15 protein-coding genes, 4 tRNA genes and 1 pseudogene are annotated in these 21,899 nt (G+C 41.9%); 9 read left to right on the forward strand and 11 right to left on the reverse strand.

Features of this window, described 5'->3' with window-relative positions:
• Positions 1 to 123: 123 nt before the first annotated feature.
• The 8 genes and pseudogenes from FTT92_RS07815 to FTT92_RS16845 all read right to left on the reverse strand — a co-directional run bounded on the left by FTT92_RS07815 (position 124) and on the right by FTT92_RS16845 (position 8,688).
• Positions 124 to 981: an alpha/beta fold hydrolase gene (locus FTT92_RS07815; RefSeq protein WP_078192776.1), complete on the reverse strand. Its 858-nt coding sequence runs from the start codon at positions 979 to 981 to the stop codon at positions 124 to 126.
• Between the two features lie 294 nt (positions 982 to 1,275).
• Positions 1,276 to 2,544 carry an OprD family outer membrane porin gene (locus FTT92_RS07820; RefSeq protein WP_180034975.1) on the reverse strand — a complete coding sequence of 423 codons (1,269 nt, stop codon included), beginning with the start codon at positions 2,542 to 2,544 and terminating at the stop codon, positions 1,276 to 1,278.
• Positions 2,545 to 3,081: 537 nt separating this feature from the next.
• On the reverse strand, positions 3,082 to 4,101 hold the full coding sequence (gene dmpG / locus FTT92_RS07825; protein ID WP_180171799.1) for a 4-hydroxy-2-oxovalerate aldolase: 1,020 nt from the start codon (positions 4,099 to 4,101) through the stop codon (positions 3,082 to 3,084).
• 11 nt (positions 4,102 to 4,112) lie between these two features.
• Positions 4,113 to 5,009, reverse strand: a complete 897-nt coding sequence (locus FTT92_RS07830) for an acetaldehyde dehydrogenase (acetylating) (RefSeq protein ID WP_180024489.1) — start codon at positions 5,007 to 5,009, stop codon at positions 4,113 to 4,115.
• Between the two features lie 36 nt (positions 5,010 to 5,045).
• Entirely contained in the window at positions 5,046 to 5,843 is a 798-nt protein-coding gene (mhpD, locus tag FTT92_RS07835) for a 2-keto-4-pentenoate hydratase (RefSeq protein ID WP_078189749.1), read from the reverse strand.
• A 689-nt stretch (positions 5,844 to 6,532) separates the two neighbouring features.
• Entirely contained in the window at positions 6,533 to 7,201 is a 669-nt protein-coding gene (locus FTT92_RS07840) for an HAD-IA family hydrolase (RefSeq protein WP_111884106.1), read from the reverse strand.
• 151 nt (positions 7,202 to 7,352) lie between these two features.
• Positions 7,353 to 8,324 carry an RluA family pseudouridine synthase gene (locus FTT92_RS07845; RefSeq protein ID WP_078189751.1) on the reverse strand — a complete coding sequence of 324 codons (972 nt, stop codon included), beginning with the start codon at positions 8,322 to 8,324 and terminating at the stop codon, positions 7,353 to 7,355.
• Positions 8,325 to 8,379: 55 nt separating this feature from the next.
• Positions 8,380 to 8,688: pseudogene (locus tag FTT92_RS16845) on the reverse strand (hypothetical protein).
• A gap of 394 nt (positions 8,689 to 9,082) precedes the next feature.
• Here FTT92_RS16845 and FTT92_RS07850 point away from each other — a divergent pair.
• The 6 genes from FTT92_RS07850 (at position 9,083) to FTT92_RS07875 (ending at position 15,290) form a co-directional block, all read left to right on the forward strand.
• On the forward strand, positions 9,083 to 12,487 hold the full coding sequence (locus FTT92_RS07850) for an Rne/Rng family ribonuclease (protein ID WP_180171800.1): 3,405 nt from the start codon (positions 9,083 to 9,085) through the stop codon (positions 12,485 to 12,487).
• Between the two features lie 185 nt (positions 12,488 to 12,672).
• Positions 12,673 to 14,514, forward strand: a complete 1,842-nt coding sequence (locus FTT92_RS07855; protein WP_180084735.1) for a long-chain-acyl-CoA synthetase — start codon at positions 12,673 to 12,675, stop codon at positions 14,512 to 14,514.
• 140 nt (positions 14,515 to 14,654) lie between these two features.
• Positions 14,655 to 14,730 (forward strand) — tRNA-Lys (locus FTT92_RS07860).
• A 21-nt stretch (positions 14,731 to 14,751) separates the two neighbouring features.
• Positions 14,752 to 14,827: transfer RNA gene (locus FTT92_RS07865), tRNA-Lys, on the forward strand.
• Between the two features lie 49 nt (positions 14,828 to 14,876).
• Positions 14,877 to 14,952, forward strand: a tRNA-Lys gene (locus FTT92_RS07870).
• A gap of 262 nt (positions 14,953 to 15,214) precedes the next feature.
• Positions 15,215 to 15,290: transfer RNA gene (locus FTT92_RS07875), tRNA-Lys, on the forward strand.
• Between the two features lie 137 nt (positions 15,291 to 15,427).
• Here the strand turns inward: FTT92_RS07875 and FTT92_RS07880 are convergent.
• Positions 15,428 to 16,081: a hypothetical protein gene (locus FTT92_RS07880; protein WP_218949023.1), complete on the reverse strand. Its 654-nt coding sequence runs from the start codon at positions 16,079 to 16,081 to the stop codon at positions 15,428 to 15,430.
• Between the two features lie 300 nt (positions 16,082 to 16,381).
• Here FTT92_RS07880 and FTT92_RS07885 point away from each other — a divergent pair, with 300 nt between their 5' ends.
• The gene (locus FTT92_RS07885) at positions 16,382 to 16,639 is read left to right on the forward strand and encodes a PspC domain-containing protein (protein ID WP_078189754.1); all 258 of its coding nucleotides are present in this window, start codon (positions 16,382 to 16,384) and stop codon (positions 16,637 to 16,639) included.
• A 118-nt stretch (positions 16,640 to 16,757) separates the two neighbouring features.
• Here FTT92_RS07885 and FTT92_RS07890 read toward each other — a convergent pair whose 3' ends face one another.
• Together FTT92_RS07890 and FTT92_RS16730 are read right to left on the reverse strand one after the other, a co-directional pair.
• Complete coding sequence (locus FTT92_RS07890; RefSeq protein WP_180034978.1) at positions 16,758 to 17,864, reverse strand: HPP family protein; 1,107 nt, start codon at positions 17,862 to 17,864, stop codon at positions 16,758 to 16,760.
• A gap of 258 nt (positions 17,865 to 18,122) precedes the next feature.
• Complete coding sequence (locus FTT92_RS16730; protein WP_257231637.1) at positions 18,123 to 18,392, reverse strand: hypothetical protein; 270 nt, start codon at positions 18,390 to 18,392, stop codon at positions 18,123 to 18,125.
• Positions 18,393 to 18,836: 444 nt separating this feature from the next.
• Between FTT92_RS16730 and glyQ the strand changes: the two genes are divergently transcribed.
• Both glyQ and glyS read left to right on the forward strand, forming a co-directional pair.
• Positions 18,837 to 19,820 (forward strand): glycine--tRNA ligase subunit alpha, encoded by a 984-nt coding sequence (gene glyQ, locus FTT92_RS07900; RefSeq protein WP_078192785.1) that lies wholly within the window; start codon positions 18,837 to 18,839, stop codon positions 19,818 to 19,820.
• On the forward strand, positions 19,820 to 21,889 hold the full coding sequence (gene glyS / locus FTT92_RS07905) for a glycine--tRNA ligase subunit beta (RefSeq protein WP_180171801.1): 2,070 nt from the start codon (positions 19,820 to 19,822) through the stop codon (positions 21,887 to 21,889). Before glyQ ends, glyS begins: the two co-directional genes overlap by 1 nt.
• The last annotated feature ends 10 nt before the right edge of the window (positions 21,890 to 21,899 follow it).

Below are 21,899 nucleotides of genomic sequence, written 5' to 3' on the forward strand. Positions count from 1 at the left end.
CCGTACACTGTCGACCTTTTAATGAGAATAATACTCATTTAAATTATTTCTTTCAAAAGATTTATATAAAAAAAAGGATGGCAAAACCATCCTTTTTTTGAATTTCATGTCAGTGACAAGAAATTACACACCACGCGCTTTTAAATAATCTTTAATCACGGTGTTGAATTCTTCTGCTTTTTCAACTTGAGACCAGTGGCCACATTGGCTGAAAATATGCGCATCAGCATGAGGAACGGTATTCAAAATATCCCACGTACGAGATACAGGAATCACCACGTCTTGTACACCATGAATAAGCAATACTGGCACAGTAATGTCTTTCATTTTTTCAAAGTCGAGTGGGAATTCGAAACGGTCACGGTCGCGTGCGCCAACAACATCCATCAAACGATTTGATGCATAGTCATTTGCAGCAGAAGCGAAACGTACTTTTACCAATTCGTCTGTGATCAAGTCTTTGTTTACAACAAACATAGACAAGGTTTTCTTGATGCCTTCCTCGGTTAATACAGGGTTTGCATGTGCCTTAAGTGCTGCAGTTTGTTTAGCACCGCCTGTACCCATAGACACGATACCCAATACACGTTCTGGATAGTCCAAAGCCATTTGGAATGCTAACCAGCCACCGAGTGAGTTACCCACTAACCAAGTTTTTTCAATACCTAGGGCATCTAACGTACGTACAGCGTGATCAACCCAAGCACGGATACCATAAGCAGTATTCGGTGCAACAACAGTTTGACCATAGCCAATCGTATCGATAGCGATACAACGTGCTTGTTCACCAATTTGAGGTAGGTTCAACCACCAGTTAGCAGCAGCAGATACACCTGTACCTGAACCGTGTAAAAATAGAATTGGTGTGCCTTCACCCACTTCGTGGTAATGCGTTAATTCGCCTTCAGCAGTTTCAATCCATTTATCTTCTAAACCAAAGAATGAATCAGTTGTATAGTCAGGAATCTGAACAGTGCTCATACATGCTCCTCGTATTGCGTAGAGCTTATGTTTCAATCCATAACGGATTTAAACACAAGGGGGACTCTTTTGGATTTTGTGGTTTTTACAATCTCATATTACCTGTTCAGCCACTGCTAACTGATACATATTTACGATCATAAACAACAAATAGACTATAATTTAAGTTATTGTTTTTTAAATATATAATTCAAAAATATATCCATAAAATCTTTGAGGTATTTCTTTTTTAAATAACCCAGCAAATAAAAAGGGAAGCAATGAATCCACTTCCCTCTTTTTTATCCTGAGAAATTAGAACTTATAGGTATAAGTTGTCGCGACACGGTACTCTTGCAAGTCAGATTTGTAATCGAAATCGGCATCGATATACATTGCCTGGAAGCCTAAGCCCTTCAACTTACCTTCAGGCACGGTGTAGTTCACAATTAAGTTCAATTCATCTGACTTCTGATCTTTAAGACCAGCAATTTCTGCATCTGAACCTGTGAAATACACAGCAGTTGTATTTAAGCCTTTCACACCCATTTCTGAGAAATCATAGCCATAAGTAAAGCCCCATGATTTTTCATTTTTTGCAGTAAATGTTGCTATACCCCAGTTGACTAAGTACGGCTGCGGCACCCATCCACCCAGTGTTGGGAATGCATTATCACCAAACATTTGTTGATAACCCAAACCAAAGGTATGCGAACCGTAATTCACTTTCGCACCAACCGATAACGCTTGGTTATCAATTTCGCCATACAGTTTGTCACCCGAATCTGAGTTGTCAAAATAACGGATATGGCTATCCAGTTTGGCTTTGTCACCTAACTTAGTTTTATAGTTCGCGCCGACATATTGCTGTGTATAGATGTCTTGAACATCGGCATACCAATAGCTACCACCAATTTCAGGTGTAAATTGATGGTCAATACCCGCAATATACATCCCGTCAGATGCTGGACCGTTGTCAAAATGACCTATTTTTCCATTCGGCAGCTCTTTACCTGGTGAAAATAAAGTTAAATCACGGAACTGGTTATCATAACGATTATTAATACCGTCAATATAAGCCACGGTCAACTTGGTATCTTTCAGGTCTTTCGACTCCAGCCATGCACCGCTGTAAGTAGTCAGCAACTGACGTGATGGATCAAATACTAGCACTGGAGATACCGGCAATAGCTCGCCCACTTTCAATTCAGTTTTTGACACTTTGGCTTTAAGGGTCACACCCACTTTACCAAAGTTATCTTTTGATTCTTTACCATCGTGCGGCAAAATAAAGTCTGCATTGGTATCACGGCCATTGAGTTTAAAGGCATGCTGTACCAGCAGGTCCGCACCCACTTGAATACCTGCACCAATATCTTGATACCCTGACTTGGCATCCAAAGTCACACCCTGTGACCATGAACCCCAGTTACCCGCCGGATTTTCTTTAATTTGACGGTCTAAGTAGAAGTTTTTAAATTTCAATTGTACTTGGCTGTCGTCAACAAAGTCCGCATAAGTTGCAGATGTTCCTAATGTTGCTGTCGCAGCAAGAATTGCTATCCATAAATTTTGACGACGCATGGCTTATTTCCCAGTAATCAAATTAAGCTATGGCACCATCATGCTCAACAATACCTTGGAAAAAAATCCGACTACAGTATTAAGGTTTATCAGGCTTTTGTACAACTTGAACTTTGGAAGCTATTTCTGCTTATTTTCCTTAGAGATTAAAACAATAACTCTTTTTTATCATTTAGAACGACTGATTAAATTAACCCCATGTTTTATTAACGTAAAATTTAAAGTTTTTTATTTTTCGCAATTACATACGCTGTATTAATTGCTTTTAAGTTTAATCAAAGTTTTTTGCTGAGATTTATCCTTATTTAAGTTATAAAATTTAGCTATCACATAATATTTAATTTATATAATCATCAACAGCTTAAAGTTAAATTTCACTATTATGACTGCTCGAAATCGACCATTGGTTCGCAGAACTTTTCTTATTTCAATCCGCTTTCTATGCATCAATTCAATCTCAACTAAAAACCAAGCCCATATAGTCAGTTGAGACATAAAAAAAGCGCCCATTTCGGGCGCTTTTTGATTTAAAGCAAATTAAGCATTGGCTTCTTTTTCTTTAGACATGGTCAATGCCAAATCTTCGATCATATCTTCTTGACCACCAACAGTACCACGACGACCAAGCTCAAGAAGAATTTCACGCGCAGAAACGCCATATTTCGCTTCAGCACGTTTCGCGAATAACAAGAATGATGAGTAAACACCGGCATAACCTAAAGTTGCTGCATCACGGTCAGCACGGATCTGATGTGTCATCATTGGAATGATTAAATCTTCCGCAACATCTTGAACTTTAAACAAGTCCACACCTGTCTCCATTTGCATACGGTTGGCAACCGCAACAAACAATTCAAGTGGAGTATTACCTGCACCTGCACCTAAACCTGCAGAAGCTAAATCGACACGCGTTGCACCAGCTTGAACCGCTGAAACAGAGTTCGCAACACCCATACCTAAGTTATGGTGACCGTGGAAACCGATTTCGATCTCTGAAGCCAGGTTGGCACGTAAAATACCCACGCGGTCAGTCACGTCTTGAGGCAACATATAACCAGCAGAGTCAGTCACATAAATACAGTTTGCACCGTATGACACCATTTTGCTGGCTTCTTCCAAAAGTTTTTCAGGAGTTGCCATGTGCGCCATCATCAAGAAGCCCACAGTGTCCATGCCAAGTTTACGTGCAGCAGTAATGTGCTGTTCAGAAACGTCAGCTTCAGTTGAGTGCGTTGCAACACGAATGGTTGCTACACCAACATCATGTGCCATTTTCAAATGGTCAACCGTACCAATACCAGGAAGTAAAAGTGCAGATACTTTCGCCTGTTTCAGGTTTGGAATCACCGCTTTTAGGTATTCTTCATCGGTTGCTGCTGCAAAACCATAGTTCACAGAGTTACCGCCTAAGCCGTCACCATGCGTAACTTCGATTAAAGGTACACCTGCATCATCCAAAGCAGTTGCAATGGCAACCATTTGTTCAGGTGTAGTTTGATGGCGCATAGGATGCATACCATCACGTAAAGTCATATCATTAATAATAATCTTAGACATTTTGGTATTCCTTAAGCTTCAGCAGTGTTTAATACGCGTTCTGCAAACATTTCTGCAGTACGTGCAGCTGCCGCAGTCATAATGTCGAGGTTACCTGCATATTTAGGAAGATAATCACCTAAACCTTCAACTTCTAAGAAGATTGAAACACGGTTACCGTCAAATACAGGACCATTTACAAGTTTGTAACCTGGTACATATTTTTGAACTTCAAGAATCATCGCATGTACAGATTCAGTGATTGCTGCTTGATCTGGTTCACCTTCAACAAGACAGTGAACAGTATCACGCATCATCAGTGGTGGCTCAGCAGGGTTAATGATGATGATCGCTTTACCTTGTTTCGCACCGCCCACTTTTTCAATAGCGCCAGCAGTCGTACGAGTAAATTCATCAATGTTTTTACGTGTACCTGGACCCACAGATTTTGTTGAAACTGTTGCAATGATTTCGCCGTATTCAACAGGCTGAACTCGTGAAATCGCAGCAACCATAGGAATCGTTGCCTGACCACCACATGTCACCATGTTGACGTTCGGAACTTCACCTGCGTCCAATAACGCTTCTAAGTTTACTGGTGGTACGCAGAATGGACCGATTGCAGCAGGTGTTAAGTCAATCATTAACACGCCAAGTTCATTTAATTTGCGGCTGTTTTCAGCATGAACATAGGCAGAAGTTGCATCAAATGCGATTTTAATGTCGTCTTCAATTACGTGTGGAAGTAAACCATCCACGCCTTCAGCAGTGGTTTTTAAACCCATTTTAGCAGCGCGAGCCAAACCTTCAGACGTCGGGTCAATACCAACCATCCATACTGGTTCTAAAAATTCGCTGCGTTGAAGTTTGTAAAGCAAGTCAGTACCAATGTTCCCTGGACCGATCAATGCACATTTAATCTTTTTCATGAATGTGTACTCTTAAAAATTCCGTAAAACCCAAGCTTATTTCGCTGCAAATGCTGCAGTCACAGAACCAAAGCCTTCAATTTCAACTTTGAATTCATCACCAGGATTTGCCACAACCATTGGGCCTAAGGCACCGGTCAATACGATGTCACCTGCAAGCAATGGACGACCACGACGAACCATTTCGTCAGCCAACCATACAGCTGCATTTAATGGGTTAGAAAGACACGCTTTACCCACACCTTGTGAAACCACTTCTTCACCACGAGTCATGACCATTTTGCAATTTACAAGGTCAAGATCTGCAAGTTTTACAGGCTTAGAACCCAGCACAAAACCTGCTGAAGATGCGTTATCTGCCACAGTATCAATCAACGAGATTTTCCAGTTTTCAATACGGCTATCGACCACTTCAATTGCAGGCAGTGCATATTCTGTTGCACTAATAATGTCTGCATAGGTGTGTTTTTCTTTGGTCAAATCTTGGTTAATCACCAAAGCAATTTCTGCTTCAACTTTTGGCTGAATCAATAAACCAGCAGGGATTTCTTCACCATCGCCATACGCCATGTCAGCAAACAACATACCGAAGTCAGGTTGATCAACGCCTAACTGCGCTTGTACAACTTTTGAAGTTAAGCCAATTTTACGACCTACAAGGCGACGACCTTCTGCCACCGCACGTTTGGTATTCACTTCTTGAACGGCATAAGCAATATCTACATCAGCACTTTCACCACCAAGTTGTGGACGGATCGGTGCAATCGCAGCCTGATTTACTTCCGCATCGCGTAATGCTTGCGCAACTGATTCAACAACAGCAGAATTCGACATCAATGTTTCCTTAAACTGCAAAAATTGGATGCACAACGTGTTTCATCCCGATCACCATCAAAATCAAAGTGATGAAAGTCATGTCAGGATTCGCCTAAAGCATTTCACTTGACATACTACACGTTATGTTTAGATGCATTTAGCATCGAGATTTTAGAAAGTGAATACCAATACTTATTTTATTTATGACTATAGCTATTAGCTATAAATTAATCATTATTTATTATTAATATTCAAAAACTTAAGTCAAAATAATTAAATAAAATTCACTATTTTTTTCGCCCTTAAATCTGAATCTCTACTAAAAAACTTGGCTTATACGACTAAAAGATAAGATTAAAAGATTATTTTAGCGTCAGGCCAACTTTTACGCATAGGTTTTCAATTTCATCTGATTTAGTTTAATAAATTGAAAATTTAAAAATAAATCAATAAACAACAATAAGATAAAACCAAAAATTCAAACAAAAAATCTATTCCAGCTTGTGGTAAAAGGCCAAATAGTTGCGCTCAACTTTTTAAGGTAAATTTGCTAGAAGACTGCTTGTTATTGTAGAAAAATCTAGTGTTATTACTTTTTTAAATAATTGAATTTACTCATTTCATCAAGTAGAGCTTGCGTTACTATTCATTTGGTAACAAAAAAGGTGAAAACAAATTTCACCCTTTTTACTCGTTTGTATCTAAAACTATACAGCTAGACGTAATTTCACGTGTTCTAGTAGAAATTCAGTCAAATCACCTACGCTATGTGCAATATGTAAGGGTTGAAAACACTGGAGTGTTTCTACAGTATGCACTCCATAGCTCACGCCTACACGTGGCATCTGAATATTGAGGGCCATTTCTAAATCATACGACGTATCACCAACCATAATGGCTTGATCGGCACGTAGTCCTGTTTCCGCCAAAATTTCTGCCAACATCAACGGATCTGGCTTAGATTTGGTTTCACTGGCTGCACGTGTCGCACGAAACAACTCATGACTTTGCGTTTGAGCCAAGACACGGTCTAGACCTTTACGACTTTTTCCTGTTGCAACAGCCAATTGTAGACCGGCATCGCGTAATTCCTGCAACATATCCGCGACACCATCAAACCACATATCCCCTTTGGAATGGGCCACATAGTGATCGGCATAACTTTGCAAAATGTCGCTGTGCAATTCAGGAACCGTCGGAAATAACCGCTGTGCGACTTCCGGCAGACCTAAACCAATAATACTTTTCGCATCAGCATCGGTCAGCGGCTGTGAATATTGATCTGCTGCAAATTTTAAACTCGCTACAATTTGACCCACAGAATCAAATAAAGTGCCATCCCAATCGAAAATGACTAGTTTTACAGCTGAGTTCATACGTTTTCCTAGATTTGATTCAGTGTTTGGTAATTCAGATTCTGGAGTGCATCAATTTATTTACCTCACCCCGGCCCTCTCCTTAAAGGAGAGGGAGAAAGAAAACTTACGAAGCAGTCCTGCTCAGGGAGAGAAGTCTCGTATTTAAAACTTACTCGTCATCTTCCGAAGACTTCACCACTTTGTCAGCTTTTTGCGCGCGTAGCTGCGCCACAAGGCTTTGCATATCTTCTGGCAATGGCGCTTCAATGGTTTGGTAACCCGGAATTTCTAAACGCATAGCATGCAGACATAAACGACGTGGCTTTGGACCACGGTATTCAGTTTCATGACCATATTTTTCATCGCCCACCAATGGATGACCAATACTTAAACCATGTACACGGATCTGATGGGTACGGCCCGAAAGTGGAGACGCATACACCAATGTGGCATGCATAAAACGTTCTTTCACGTTCCACAGCGTCTTCGACTCTTTACCTTCTTTAGGTGATACACGAACACGACGCTCGCCATTTGCCAGTTCGTAACGATGCAAAGGCTGATCAATGAGCTGCTTATCCAAACTCACCACGCCTTTCACCACAGCAGCATAAGTTTTTTGGATTTTGTGCTCACGTAACATGTCTTGCAGGCTTTTTAACACACTACGTTTTTTCGAAATCATCACCAAACCAGAAGTGTCGCGGTCAATTCGGTGAATCAGCTCAAGGTATTTCTTCCCTGTTGCGGCACGTAAGCCTTCGATCAAGCCATACGCCACACCACTACCGCCGTGAACAGCAATACCAGAAGGTTTGTTTACCACCATTAAGCCTTCATCTTCGTACACCACACGGCTCAGTAAACTTTGTGCCACTTTGTCCGATACGGGAACCGCAGACTCATCTTTTTGCTCATAACGAATTGGAGCAACTCGAACTTGGTCACCAATATTGAGTTTGGTTTCCGCTTTGACGCGTTTTTTATTGACGCGGACTTGGCTTTCACGAATCAGACGATAAATGCGACTTTTAGGCACACCTTTCAGACGACTAAACAGGAAATTATCAATACGTTGACCCGCCTGATGCTCGTCCACTTCAAACCAGGTGACGCTTTGCCATTCTTGCGTAGAATTCATACAGTTACTGTGACCTAAAAAAATACTAAAATTGATTAAAAACTGATCATTTAAGCTATACTTTTCGCAAGAAACATAAGCTTAGCCCATAGGCAGATGATGCAAGGTTTGATATAGTCAGCGCACGGAAACCACCGTAACTGAGTAAAAGTTGATTCATTTCAGTATTTACTGTCATTGAACTTTCAAGCAATTACTCATTTAGCTCGGAAAGGTCCCAAAAGAATTATGCCGACGCCGAAGGCTTATTATATCGGCAAAACTGCAAACTGTTGCGTTTAATTGTGCCGTAGGTACATAAAACAGTTTGCCCCAAAAAAATATGTGCCAACCAAGGTTGGTTTTTAAACGTAAACTGATACACATCAGACCAGTCGCTCCCTGGAAATCGTGTTCAGGCCACAACGTTTGATGCATTGGATCTGCACAGTTTGTAAAGGTACGATGATAATTCCGTATCAAGACGCTCTATCAGATATGAATGGATGCTCTTCGAGCAATGTGACAGTGAAAGTTACTCACATCCAATGCACCGTTTGTCCGCCAGTGAAACGCGTTCAGGTGACTTTAATCGTTTAAAAGATTGAAGCCGTATTGCCATCATCAATACGTGAATCAAAAATCGTTGCCCACCCAAAGAAGGTCGGTACACATGCACAGATGATGTTTTTCGATCTGTGCAACTTGATCCATGCTATCTGATGCTCGCTACGAGTCAGGCGATGTTCTTCTGTGTATCACTATTAGGTGTTACACCCATGAAACGTATGTTGATTAATGCAACACATGCCGAAGAAATTCGCGTTGCACTTGTCACTGGTCAGCGTCTTTACGATTTTGACTTAGAGAATCGTACCCGTGAACAAAAAAAATCGAATATCTATAAAGGTCATGTGACTCGCGTAGAGCCGTCTTTAGAAGCTGTATTTGTTGAATACGGTGCAGGTCGTCAAGGCTTCTTGTCGATGCGCGAAATTGCTAACTCTTATTACAAAGCTGATCCTCGCCAAACTTCAAACATCCGCGAATTGATCACTGAAGGCACTGAGCTTTTAGTTCAAGTGGAAAAAGAAGAGCGTGGTAATAAAGGTGCTGCCCTTTCTACATTTATCTCACTTGCTGGTCGTTATTTGGTCTTAATGCCAAACAACCCGAAAGGTGGCGGTATTAGCCGTCAAATTTCAGGTTCAGTTCGTGAAGAATTGAAAGAAATGTTGGCGTCTTTAAATGTCCCTCGTGGCATGAGCGTGATTGTACGTACTGCAGGTATTGGTCGTTCTCAAGAAGAACTGCAACTTGACCTGCAACACTTGCTTGACCTTTGGGCACAAATCCAAAGCACATCAAGTTCAGGTCCATCACCAATGTTGGTTCACCAAGAAGCTGGTGTGGTTACACGTGCAATTCGTGACTATTTACGTGATGATGTTGCTGAAATTCTGATTGACTCTGAGCAAGCGTATAACGAAGCGTATAACTTTGTTAAAGCAGTGATGCCACGTCAAATCGACAAATTAAAAACCTATACGTTAAATGAACCGTTATTCGCTCATTTTGGTATCGAAAGTCAAATCCAAACTGCCTATGAACGTGAAGTAAAACTTCCTTCTGGTGGTTCAATTGTGATTGACCAAACTGAAGCATTGGTTTCAATTGATATTAACTCTGCAAAATCAACACGTGGTAGCGACGTAGAAGATACAGCGCTCAATACCAACCTTGAAGCTGCTGAAGAAATCGCTCGCCAATTACGTTTACGTGATATCGGTGGTTTGGTTGTGATCGACTTCATCGACATGACCAAAGACCGTAACCAACGTATGGTTGAAGCTAAACTTCGTGAAGCAACACAAAGTGACCGTGCCCGTATCCAATTCGGTCAATTGTCACGCTTTGGTTTGATGGAAATGAGCCGTCAACGCTTACGCCCATCGCTTGAAGAAGCCACTGGTTATGTGTGCCCACGCTGTCATGGCACAGGTATGGTACGTGACCTACGTTCTTTATCACTTTCAATTATGCGTAAAGTGGAAGAAATTGCGCTACGTGAACGTCATGGTGAAGTTCAAGTTGAAGTGCCTGTTGAAATTGCTGCATTCTTATTGAATGAAAAGCGTCACAGCCTTGTATATCTTGAACAAACTTCAAATGTTCGTGTGACTGTACTTCCACACCCTCACCTAGAAACACCACATTACGAAATTTCGTATAACCCTGAAGGTTTTGCACCAACAAGCTATGAACGCACTGAAGCGACACGTTCTAGCGAAAAAGAATTGGGTTACGAAGCATCTGAATGGCATTTAGGTGAAGAACAGGCCGCTGCTGCTCAGCAACAAGCACCTGTACAACAACAAGAAAAAGGCCACAAAAAGAATAAGCAACAACCCGTTGCTGCTCAACAAGCACCTGCACAAGTTGCCGCTCCTGCAGCATCATCTAGTCCATGTGCATGGTTAGAAAACTTATTTGTTCAAAAACAAGCTGCAACCGTTGACCAGTCGCGTACTGCAAACAATGCCGCTGCTGCAATTGAACAAATGGTAAATAGCGGTGCTGCAAGCCGTGGCCAGTTTGGTCAAATTACCCCTGCATCGGCAGCGCCTGTTGTTGTCGTAGACAATAATGCTTACCTTGCGCCTTCTTCTGTTGTGCACAAACAAGAACGTGACAGCCATTCAGAAAAAGCTGACCGTGAAGAAAAACGTCACAACAAAAAGCGTACTAAGCATAAAGAACCACGTGAACAAGAAGCTCAACCGCATCAAGTTCATGAAGAAGTGTTACAACCTTCACGTCAAGATCGTCAAGAGCAGCGCAATAACGAAGCACGTCAAAACGAACGCCAAGAGCAACGTTCTGAACGTCAAGAACCGCGCCAAGACAACCGTCAAGACCAACGTGAAAACCGTCGTAACTCACGCCGTCAACATAACAATGAACAAGTACAGCACGATGTTCAAAACAATGAACAACCGCAGTCTGTTCCACGTCGTGACCGCAACAACCAACAACGTCCAAATCGCCCAAATCGCCACCGCGATCAAAGCGTATTGAACGAGCAAGCGATTGCTCAGGAAGTTGCAACTGAGCAACAACCTGAAAACCGCAATCAACGTCAACCTAAAGTTGAAGTTGTTAATGCACCACGTCAAGACGTGATGCCAACAGCACTTGTAGTAAATGTTGATCAAGCTCAAAGCGAAATCGTAGCGCTAAATACTGCTCCAGCAGTTGAAAAACCTGTAGAAACCCCAGTGGTCGAAAAGGCCGCTGTCGTTGAAGCAGTAAAAGTGGAAAAACCTGCGACTGAAACAAAAGAAGCAGCGCATAAACCACAGCATGCGCAGCAAAAACCGTCTCGTGCAAGCAATGACCCTCGTCAGCGCCGCCGCGAACAGCGTGAAGCTCGTGCTCAACAAGCACAGGCTCCGAAAATTTCGCCATCTCAAGTGCCGACACTAGGTCAATACACTATAAGCAGCTTGATTAAGCATGTATACGGTGAAGACTGCTCAGTACTGATTGAGCAATTTGGCTTAATTCCAACATTCAACCGTGCATTGCAAAAATTCACGGAAGAATATGCCGCAACTTTGACTGCACCTGCAGCTGAAACAGCTGTAGAGAAAAAGCCTGTCACTCGTGATGTTCAAGTTGCAAAAGCTGCACCTGAAGCTGAACCAGCGCCAATGTTGGATTTGACACCACCAAAGCCTGTGTCAGATAAACGTGTTGCTAATGACCCACGTGAGCGTCGTCGCCTTGCTAAACTTGCCGCTGAACAAGCGAAACAAGACCAAGCAAAAGCACATGCTGAGGTGGAAGCTACGCCTGTCGCAGACACTGCTATTGAGGCGCCTGTAGTTGCAGAAGCTAAAGCTGCTACAGTTGAAGCCAATGTATCCGACGTTGCAGGTCAAACTGAAGCACCTGAACCCGTTCAAGCTGAACTGGATGTGAGTGCGCAGCCTGAAAAGACGGAAGATGTGTCTGAAGCTCCTACTAAACCAGTAGAAGAAAAAGCTCAAGCCGTTGAAGCAGAAAAGAAAGTTGAGGTTCCTGTAGACGAAAACTCGGCCGCTGAAGGTGAAAAACCTGCACGCCCTCGTCGTCCTCGCGGTCGTCCACCGAAAAAAGCAAACACCGCAACTGAGCAGTAATTTGCTATTTTGCAGGTGAATAAAAAAATCCAGTCATTTCGGTGACTGGTTTTTTTTTGATACTTTTGTCAAATTAGGTTGATTGCACTAGATCGAAACGATTAAAAGACAATTGTAGAATTTGCTGCAAATTTCATTGCAAAGAAATAGACCGTATCGGATTACGAAAAATAAATAGGATTCACATGAGCCAAACTACACAACACGACCTTATTGGGATTGCTGATGTTGCAGCAAAAATTCCCGCGTTCATTAGCAAAGTACCCAACCTGTTGAGTGGTCTAAAGCAAGCCTATTTACGTACCCCAAATACTTCCGCAGGCTTGGGAATTGCATTTGAAAAAGCCGTAAAGCGTAATCCCAAGGGTTATGCGCTTTATTTTGAAGAGCAAAAATATACCTATAACGAACTCAATGAATGGGCCAATCAAATTGGTCACTATTACCTTGCACTCGGTGCAAAAAAAGGTGATGTGATTGCGGTGATGATCGAAAACCGATCTGAACTCGTGGCAACCATCGTGGCTTTAGCCAAAATTGGCGTCACCAGTGCCTTGGTCAACACCTCACAAGTTGGCAAAGTCCTGACACACAGCATCAACTTAGTGAACCCAATTGCGGTAATTGTGGGCGAAGAATGCCGTCAAGCCGTAGAAGATATTCGTAATGATCTCAGTGTGGCTACAGATCGTTTACATTGGTTTGCAGATCAAGCCACTCGTGTAGATGCCGGTCAAGCACCGAAAGGCTTCTTAAACCTTGCAGAAGCGATTGATAAATTTCCAAAATTCAACACACCCACCACTGCAAGTGTAAAAGGCAAAGACGGCCTATTTTATATCTACACTTCTGGGACAACAGGCTTACCTAAAGCGGTGATTTTCACCAACAGCCGTTGGACTTTGGCTTATGGAACATATGGTCACGTCCTTAATCTGAATAAAGATGATGTGATGTACGTAACTTTACCGCTCTATCACGCTACAGGCACTGTAGTTTGTTGGTGTGGGGTGATTGCAGGTAGCGCCACCCTTGCCCTGCGTCGCAAGTTTTCAACTTCATCGTTTTGGAAAGATGTACAAAAATTTGATGCATCAGCCATTGGCTATGTGGGCGAGCTTTGCCGTTATTTGATGGATGCTCCACATTCAGACCTTGAAAAAGGCCATCGTGTGAAAAAAATGATTGGTAACGGCATGCGACCAAACATTTGGGATAAGTTTAAAGAACGCTTTGGAGTCGAAGAAGTCCTTGAACTTTATGCTTCAAGTGAAGGCAACGTCGGCTTTAGTAATGTGTTTAACTTCGACAATACCGTTGGTTTTTCACCAACGCCTTATGCGATTATTCAGTTTGATAAAGAAAAAAATGAAGCTGTACATGATGCTAAAGGTCGCTGCATTAAAGTCAAAAAAGGTGAAGTCGGCTTACTCATCGGTAAAATTACCCGTCGCTCACCTTTTGATGGCTATACCGACACGGAAAAAAACAAATCCGTTATTATGAAAGATGTATTTAAGCATGGTGATTCATACTTCAACACTGGTGACTTGGTTCGTGACATTGGCTTCCGCCATGCACAATTTGTCGACCGTCTAGGTGATACTTTCCGCTGGAAAGGTGAAAACGTTTCAACCACTGAAGTTGAAAACATGGTGAGTGAGTACGATAAAATTGCTGAAGCTGTGGTTTATGGCGTAGAAATTCCAGATACCAATGGCCGTGCAGGTATGGCTGCCATCACGCTCACCGATGGTGCCGAACTCAACGAACAAGATTGTAGTGAAATGGTTCTGCAATTTAAAAAATGCTTACCAGCTTATGCCGTGCCAGTATTTTTACGTGTACAGAAAAAAGTCGAAACCACAGGCACATTTAAATACCAAAAAAACAAGCTGAAAGAACAAGCTTTTGATCCTAAGCAAACTGATGAACGTTTATTGGTATTGCTGCCAAATGCAACTGCTTACTGTGATTTAACTCCTGAAATTTATGCCAATATTCAGGCATATAAATACCGTTTTTAAGCAAATAGCGCTCATTTTAGCGACAGATATCCGCTAAAATGAGCTACTTTGTTGTATTTATAATCAAACACAAGCAAGTTTATGAATTTTTACTTGCGCTTGAAGCAGATCTTGCTACAATACGCACCATCAAGCGAAATGGGTCGTTAGCTCAGTTGGTAGAGCAGTAGACTTTTAATCTATTGGTCCCGCGTTCGAGTCGCGGACGACCCACCATTTCCTTCGATACCACAAGATGGGTCGTTAGCTCAGTTGGTAGAGCAGTAGACTTTTAATCTATTGGTCCCGCGTTCGAGTCGCGGACGACCCACCATCTTTCTAAAATGCCAGTTTTAGATTACAATCTTGTGCATACCCCCTAAGGGTCGTTAGCTCAGTTGGTAGAGCAGTAGACTTTTAATCTATTGGTCCCGCGTTCGAGTCGCGGACGACCCACCATTCTTTCTTAGGGCTTCTTTCTTCCGGCAGTTGAAGAAAAAGAAACCTGCAGGTTCCGACCAAGACAAACCATCACCATTATTGGTTTTGATTCGCCATTCTCGAAATTTTGCTATAGCGATGTTGCGAAGTATCATTCTTGTCTTGCTAGATGAAGTATTTGACCTGAAAAATTTTAGATAACAAATATTCCCTAGTATTCAAAACTACGCGCTTCGTTTATCTTGCTAAAATTTTAAAATGCTCTTTTAAAATTTTCCCAGGGTTGTTAGCTCAGTTGGTAGAGCAGTAGACTCTTAATCTATTGGTCGTGGGTTCGAACCCCACACAACCCACCAATTCTGTTTTGTCTTAACTATATCGTATTAATAATTCAATTTTTTATAAGCTAGTTGCATTCGATTAGCCAAGATTTGCGAATTTCACGCCAACGCTCAAACGCAATTTATAATTTTATTTACTTCATTCGCAGTATTTAATTTGGGTCTTTCACCAAGGTATAGGCATGTTGCGGCTGAGGATAACCCTTGGAAAATAATTCCTGATTTCGGTCGACTTCACCTTGACGAATTTTGTCTAAATCCATGGTGATTTTATTTTCATTAATCACATGATAATAAAAATTCACGCCTTCTTTTCGATGAACCACCAGCTCGGTATGTGCTTCATTAACACTCCACGTATCCTTACGGTATTTCACATTAATGCCTGGCGTATTGGTTTTTTCAGCAAACACTTTACCAATTTGAATAATACTGCGGTGTACCGTGCCATCTGGCAATAAGTTAAGAATAAACTCCGCATCGCCTTCTGGGCATGGAATAAAACTGTCATCGCATTTTACTTTGGCATGAAAACGTCCAATAAAAATTTTGGCATGCTCAGGAACAGGAGCTGACTTTATGTCCTCGTCATTCGGCAATGTCGCCTGCCCTGCCACTTGGGTTAATTTTTTTCCATGATCTTGCTTCGCTTGAACTTCCGATGCGATAGCTGATGCTGAACTTTCACCCTTATCCGCTGCGGGTTGAGGCGTTGGACTACAACCACTAAAAGAGAGGCTGAACACTCCTGCAAACACTGAAAGATATGCAAATTTCATCAAAAAAGGTGAAGCCGATGTTTTCATATAATGTGCCAAGACCAATCATTCATTGGTTTTTTCAGTTCTTGCTGACTTAATATTGTAATCAAATAATCAACGCTGTATACATATATTTGCGATATATGTTAATCATATCTCATTGTTATCGTTGATATTTAATTAATACTCAAGCTATTTTAAAGGCAAACTAATCAAACCAATTCTTCAAATTACATAACTTTACTTAATTTTTTTTCTGCACCCTTTAAATCGCAAAGCTTGTCACCATTTCTATAATATGAATTTGGAAATATTCAAATTTATTCTTTTTTGAAGGAGACCTGAATGGCCAATGTTGGTTTATATCGCTCAAACCGCTCTAACATGATTGCTGGTGTGATGGGGGGTATTGCTGAACGTTTTGGTTGGAACGCAAATTTACTGCGTATTATTTTTATCTTTGTATCATGCTTAAGCGCAGCCTTTCCCGGTATTTTGGTGTACTTGGTTTTATGGTTAGTCATGCCTAAAGCACAAGATAACTTTTTCCGTACCAATGGCTATTCAGACCCTATTCGTACTGTGAATGATGACAGACGTTAAAATCCTTTGACCCAGTTTGGTCGCTACGGTTTCTCCCCCAAGATTCCGTAGCTTTTTTTTGCCTATATATTGGCAAAGCCATATTTAAGTCTGATGAATTTAAATTAAAGTTTAAGGCTTAAGATTTTGTTTGCTGATTTAGCTGTTGATATAAGGCGGCAATCATATCGGCACGGCTAATCATTCCCACCAACCGTTTTTGCTCAACGACTGGAATATAATTAAAAGATCTTTCCACAAAATACGGCACTAAATCTTGAATGGGTTGATCCGGCTGCACGGTCACCACTTTGGGATTCATAATTTGATAAACGTGATTTTCCCAACTGGCTTTGGGGTCTGCGGCACGTTTAAACCATTCCACTACATCATATAAAGCCAAATTTCCCACCAAGCGATCCAAATCACTCACCACAGGCAAACTCATCAAATTGACTTGTTTAAACTTTTCCAATGCTGACTGAATATCATCTTCTGCACGCAGGGTAATCACTTGCTGACTCATGATGTCACGACAATGAAACTGGCTTAGGCCACGACGACTGGCTAATTGCTGTGCTTCTAAAATAATTTTTTGTAAGTCATATTCACTAATATCAAGCAACTGACTTTGCTGTTCTAAGACTTGCTGAATATCCGCTGGCTGAATCGACACTTTTTGTGTCGGTGTTGGATCTGTCGTCCGAGTATTGACTTGTGCTTTTTGTGGATACTGCTTGCCTAGTAATCGGTTATAAATGATAGCAACCACCATCAAGAGGACCGAATTTAAAAGGACTGGATAAAAAAGAAAGGCATAGCCTAAATCATGGACTGCCTCTCCGCCCAATACCGCTGTAATCGCCACGGCTCCACTTGGTGGATGCAATGAGTCTGTGGTCATCATTAAGATAATCGCTAATGCAACCGCGATACTAAATGCTTCGGTTAAATTAGGAATAAACATCGCACACGTCACGCCAATCAAGGCCGCAAGACTATTACCGACTACCATATTCCACGGCTGTGCCAATGGGCTGGCAGGTACAGCAAAGAGCAGTACGGACGATGCGCCCATCGGGGCGATATACCACGCATTTAAGTCATCTAGCGCCAGCCAACTGATCAGTGAAGAAATACTCAGGCCCAGCAAAGCACCTACCCCACACAGGATGCGGTCTTTTAAAGGCAGAACTTTAAAGTTGGGTTTAAGCGTATTGAGCCAAGCTGATTTTGCGTGAAACACGAGATACCTTGTTTGTTGTTTTGCGAGATGTGGCAATTATAAAGCCATGCAAGCAATAAGATGTATTCAACTTACATCTTTATCTTATAAATTTTACTTTTGATTCTTTTGAATGATGTATACGCCGCTTACTTGCGTAGTTTTATCCCAAGAAATGAGCCTAAAATTCTCATTATATGTTACTGATAATTAAAATAAAAAATCTATCAGCGCTCACATCTGTACTCACTAAAACAAAGGAACATTTAGGCGGTCAGCTTATTCATCTTGATCAATTAAATCTTCACTGCCATAAATAATTTTCTGAGCTGTTTCATCATACACAATAGGAAACCATTCATAATAAGCCGAAGGGATTCGTTCAACTCGAATACGTCCAATCACATAATTATGCCCACCCAATAAATCAACAGTGAATCGAGCTGGACGAGCGATAACTAGCTGTGAATTATGATCAATGACGAGCTCAGTTTTGCCCTGTTCTACAGCGGTGGTAAACCGTCCGTGAATAGGTGAGTCAAAAGCCATTCCTCTTGTGACTTTTCGCGTCCCCCTGCTGACCATTGACCTCAAGCAAAAGACCTTCGCTCATTTGATACTTTGAGCTGACCACTAACTGCTGTTTAATCAAATTCTTACATTCCGCGTTGCAAGAATTTGTAATAGTCGCAATTTTTGAAGCGTGAAGTGATGAATCTGAATACAAAGCTACAGGCGTCGTACTACAGGCAGATAGCACCATACTTATCACAATAAAAGACTTCTTAAACATTGTTATCGCTCATCATTCAATTTATTCATCCACTTTATGCCACAAGTAACTTCGTTTTTATTCTGTACAATAGGAAAATATAAAATTCTGCGCATCATTAAAACATCAAAGCTTGATTCAAGAATGATTAACCCTTTGCCACACACCCCCAAAATCCTTATAATTGAGCACAATTTTTATCTAATTTTAAGTGGATGACCATGAGTCGCGCCATATCGCATATTGATACCTTCCAAGGCTTAATTCTTGCCTTACAAAACTACTGGGCTGAACAAGGTTGTGTAGTGTTACAACCTTACGATATGGAAATGGGTGCAGGTACTTTCCACACTGCAACTTTCCTACGTGCTTTAGGCCCTGAAACTTGGAACGCGGCTTATGTTCAGCCTTCTCGTCGTCCTAAAGATGGCCGTTATGGTGAGAACCCAAACCGCCTACAACACTACTACCAGTTCCAAGTCGTGTTGAAGCCAAACCCAGACAACATCCAACAGTTGTACTTAGATTCATTAAAAGCCATTGGTATTGATACCCTTGTTCACGACATTCGTTTCGTGGAAGACAACTGGGAATCTCCAACACTTGGCGCATGGGGCTTAGGTTGGGAAGTTTGGTTAAACGGTATGGAAGTGACTCAGTTCACTTACTTCCAACAAGTCGGTGGTGTTGAATGCTACCCTGTAACTGGCGAAATCACTTACGGTCTAGAACGTCTAGCGATGTACCTCCAAGGTGTAGACTCAGTTTACGACTTGGTTTGGACTAAAGGTCAGTTTGGTACAGTGACTTATGGCGACGTGTTCCACCAAAACGAAGTTGAACAATCAACCTATAACTTTGAATATGCCAACGTTGAAAAAATGTTTGAGCTATTTGACTTCTATGAAGCTGAAGCAACTCGCTTGATGGAAGCGGAACTTCCACTTCCTGCATACGAACAAGTGATTAAAGCATCTCATAGCTTTAACTTGCTTGATGCACGTGGCGCAATTTCAGTAACTGAACGTCAACGTTACATTTTACGTGTACGTACATTGGCTCGTGCGATTGCCCAAAGTTATGTCGCTGCGCGTGCGAAGCTTGGCTTCCCGATGGCAGAACCTGCTTTACGTGACGAAGTATTAGCTCAGTTAAAAGCACAAGTTGAAGCTGAAGCAAAAGTAGAATCTAAGGAGAGCAAATAATGTCTAAACATACCGTATTGTTCGAATTAGGCTGCGAAGAACTTCCACCAAAAAGCTTAAAAAAATTACGTGATGCACTTCATGCAGAAACGGTAAAAGGTTTAAAAGACGCAGGTCTTGCATTTGATGCGATTGAAGCTTATGCAGCACCACGTCGCCTTGCATTGAAAATTGTCAATGTAGACGGTGCACAAGCAGACACACAAAAACGTTTTGATGGCCCTGCTAAACAAGCAGCGTTTGATGCCGAAGGCAAACCGACTAAAGCTTTAGAAGGCTTTATGCGCGGTCAAGGCATTACGGTTGATCAAGTTTCAACTTTCCAAGCAGGTAAAGTTGAAAAAGTGTGCTACTTAAAAGATGTAAAAGGTCAAAGCCTTGATGTTTTACTTCCTCAAATTTTACAAGCTGCTTTAGATAACCTACCAATTGCAAAACGCATGCGTTCTGCGGCAAGCCGTACTGAGTTTGTACGTCCTGTAAAATGGGTTGTGTTGTTGAAAGACAGTGATGTAATTGAAGCAACCATTCAGGATCACCAAGCAGGTAACGTGACTTATGGTCACCGTTTCCATGCTCCTGAAGCAATTACACTTACAAATGCCGATGCTTATCTTGATGCCCTGCGTACTGCAAAAGTGATTGCAAACTTTGAAGAGCGCCAAGCCATCATCGACCAACAAGTCAAAGCTTTGGCTGATGAAGTAAATGCCATTGCGATTGTCCCTTCGGACTTACGTGACGAAGTAACAGCATTGGTTGAATGGCCAGTTGCGCTTCGTGCAAGCTTTGAAGAACGCTTCCTTGCAGTGCCTCAAGAAGCACTCATCACCACGATGCAGGACAACCAAAAATATTTCTGCTTAGTGAATAGCGACAATAAACTTCAACCTTACTTCATTACTGTGTCAAACATTGAGTCGAAAGATCCGTCTCAAATTATTGAAGGTAACGAAAAAGTCGTTCGTCCACGTTTGTCAGATGCTGAATTCTTCTTCTTACAAGACCAAAAGCAACCGCTTGCATCTCGTAAAGAGAAACTTGCAAACATGGTGTTCCAAGCAGAACTTGGCACACTATGGAACAAGTCTGAACGTATCGCGACTTTGGCTGTTGCACTTTCTGCAATCACTGGTGCAAACCCAGCAGATGCTGAAAAAGCTGCACTCCTTGCAAAATGCGACTTAACCTCTGAGTTGGTGGGTGAGTTCCCTGAGCTTCAAGGTATTGCCGGTACTTACTACGCACGTATTGAAGGCGAAAATGATGAAGTGGCACAAGCTTTAGGTGAACAATACTTACCTAAATTTGCAGGTGACGTTTTACCAAAAACCAAGACCGGTACAACGCTTGCGCTTGCTGACCGTTTAGATACGCTCACAGGTATTTTTGGTATTGGTCAGGCGCCTACAGGTTCTAAAGACCCGTTTGCACTACGCCGTTCAGCCATTGGTATCTTGCGTCTTGTGACTGAAAATGATTTAGATGTTTCGATTGAAGATCTAATCAAACTTGCACTTGCTGCTTATGGCGATGTATTGAAAGATCACGGCAAGACTTTAAACGATGCTGTTGCATTCCTTGAAGGTCGTTACCGTGCAAAATACGAAGACCAAGGCGTGGCTGTAGATGTGATTCAAGCGGTTCAAGCTCTTTCTCCAAAATCGCCACTTGATTTTGATAAACGTGTAAATGCGGTAAATCATTTCCGTGACTTACCTGAAGCTGCTGCACTTGCCGCTGCCAACAAGCGTGTTGCAAACATTCTTGCGAAAGAAGCTGCACCTGAAGGCGCTGTGGTTGAAGCCAACTTGGTTGAAGATGCTGAAAAAGCATTGTTCGCTGAACTTGCGAAAATCACACCTGTGGTTGAGCCGTTATTTGCTGCGAAGGACTACACTGCTGCCCTTTCTGCACTTGCTGCACTTCGTGCGCCAGTCGATGCATTCTTTGACGGTGTAATGGTGATGGCAGATGATGCTGACCTGAAAGCAAACCGTTTACGTATGCTTGCACAGCTTCGTGACTTGTTCACGAAAGTGGCTGATATTTCAGTACTTCAACATTAATACTAAGCAT

The organism is Acinetobacter sp. YH12023 (assembly GCF_013420135.1).
Lineage (GTDB): Bacteria > Pseudomonadota > Gammaproteobacteria > Pseudomonadales > Moraxellaceae > Acinetobacter > Acinetobacter amyesii.

What these genes read in the sequence shown, in the direction of transcription:
- mhpD (WP_078189749.1), bottom strand. Translation starts at nt 5,843, where the DNA reads ATGTCGAATTCTGCTGTTGTTGAATCAGTTGCGCAAGCATTACGCGAT.
- FTT92_RS07820 (WP_180034975.1), bottom strand. Translation starts at nt 2,544, where the DNA reads ATGCGTCGTCAAAATTTATGGATAGCAATTCTTGCTGCGACAGCAACA.
- glyS (WP_180171801.1), top strand. Translation starts at nt 19,820, where the DNA reads ATGTCTAAACATACCGTATTGTTCGAATTAGGCTGCGAAGAACTTCCA.
- FTT92_RS07830 (WP_180024489.1), bottom strand. Translation starts at nt 5,009, where the DNA reads ATGAAAAAGATTAAATGTGCATTGATCGGTCCAGGGAACATTGGTACT.
- FTT92_RS07840 (WP_111884106.1), bottom strand. Translation starts at nt 7,201, where the DNA reads ATGAACTCAGCTGTAAAACTAGTCATTTTCGATTGGGATGGCACTTTA.
- FTT92_RS07815 (WP_078192776.1), bottom strand. Translation starts at nt 981, where the DNA reads ATGAGCACTGTTCAGATTCCTGACTATACAACTGATTCATTCTTTGGT.
- FTT92_RS07885 (WP_078189754.1), top strand. Translation starts at nt 16,382, where the DNA reads ATGGCCAATGTTGGTTTATATCGCTCAAACCGCTCTAACATGATTGCT.
- FTT92_RS07850 (WP_180171800.1), top strand. Translation starts at nt 9,083, where the DNA reads ATGAAACGTATGTTGATTAATGCAACACATGCCGAAGAAATTCGCGTT.
- FTT92_RS16730 (WP_257231637.1), bottom strand. Translation starts at nt 18,392, where the DNA reads ATGGCTTTTGACTCACCTATTCACGGACGGTTTACCACCGCTGTAGAA.
- dmpG (WP_180171799.1), bottom strand. Translation starts at nt 4,101, where the DNA reads ATGTCTAAGATTATTATTAATGATATGACTTTACGTGATGGTATGCAT.
- FTT92_RS07845 (WP_078189751.1), bottom strand. Translation starts at nt 8,324, where the DNA reads ATGAATTCTACGCAAGAATGGCAAAGCGTCACCTGGTTTGAAGTGGAC.
- FTT92_RS07855 (WP_180084735.1), top strand. Translation starts at nt 12,673, where the DNA reads ATGAGCCAAACTACACAACACGACCTTATTGGGATTGCTGATGTTGCA.
- FTT92_RS07880 (WP_218949023.1), bottom strand. Translation starts at nt 16,081, where the DNA reads ATGAAAACATCGGCTTCACCTTTTTTGATGAAATTTGCATATCTTTCA.
- glyQ (WP_078192785.1), top strand. Translation starts at nt 18,837, where the DNA reads ATGAGTCGCGCCATATCGCATATTGATACCTTCCAAGGCTTAATTCTT.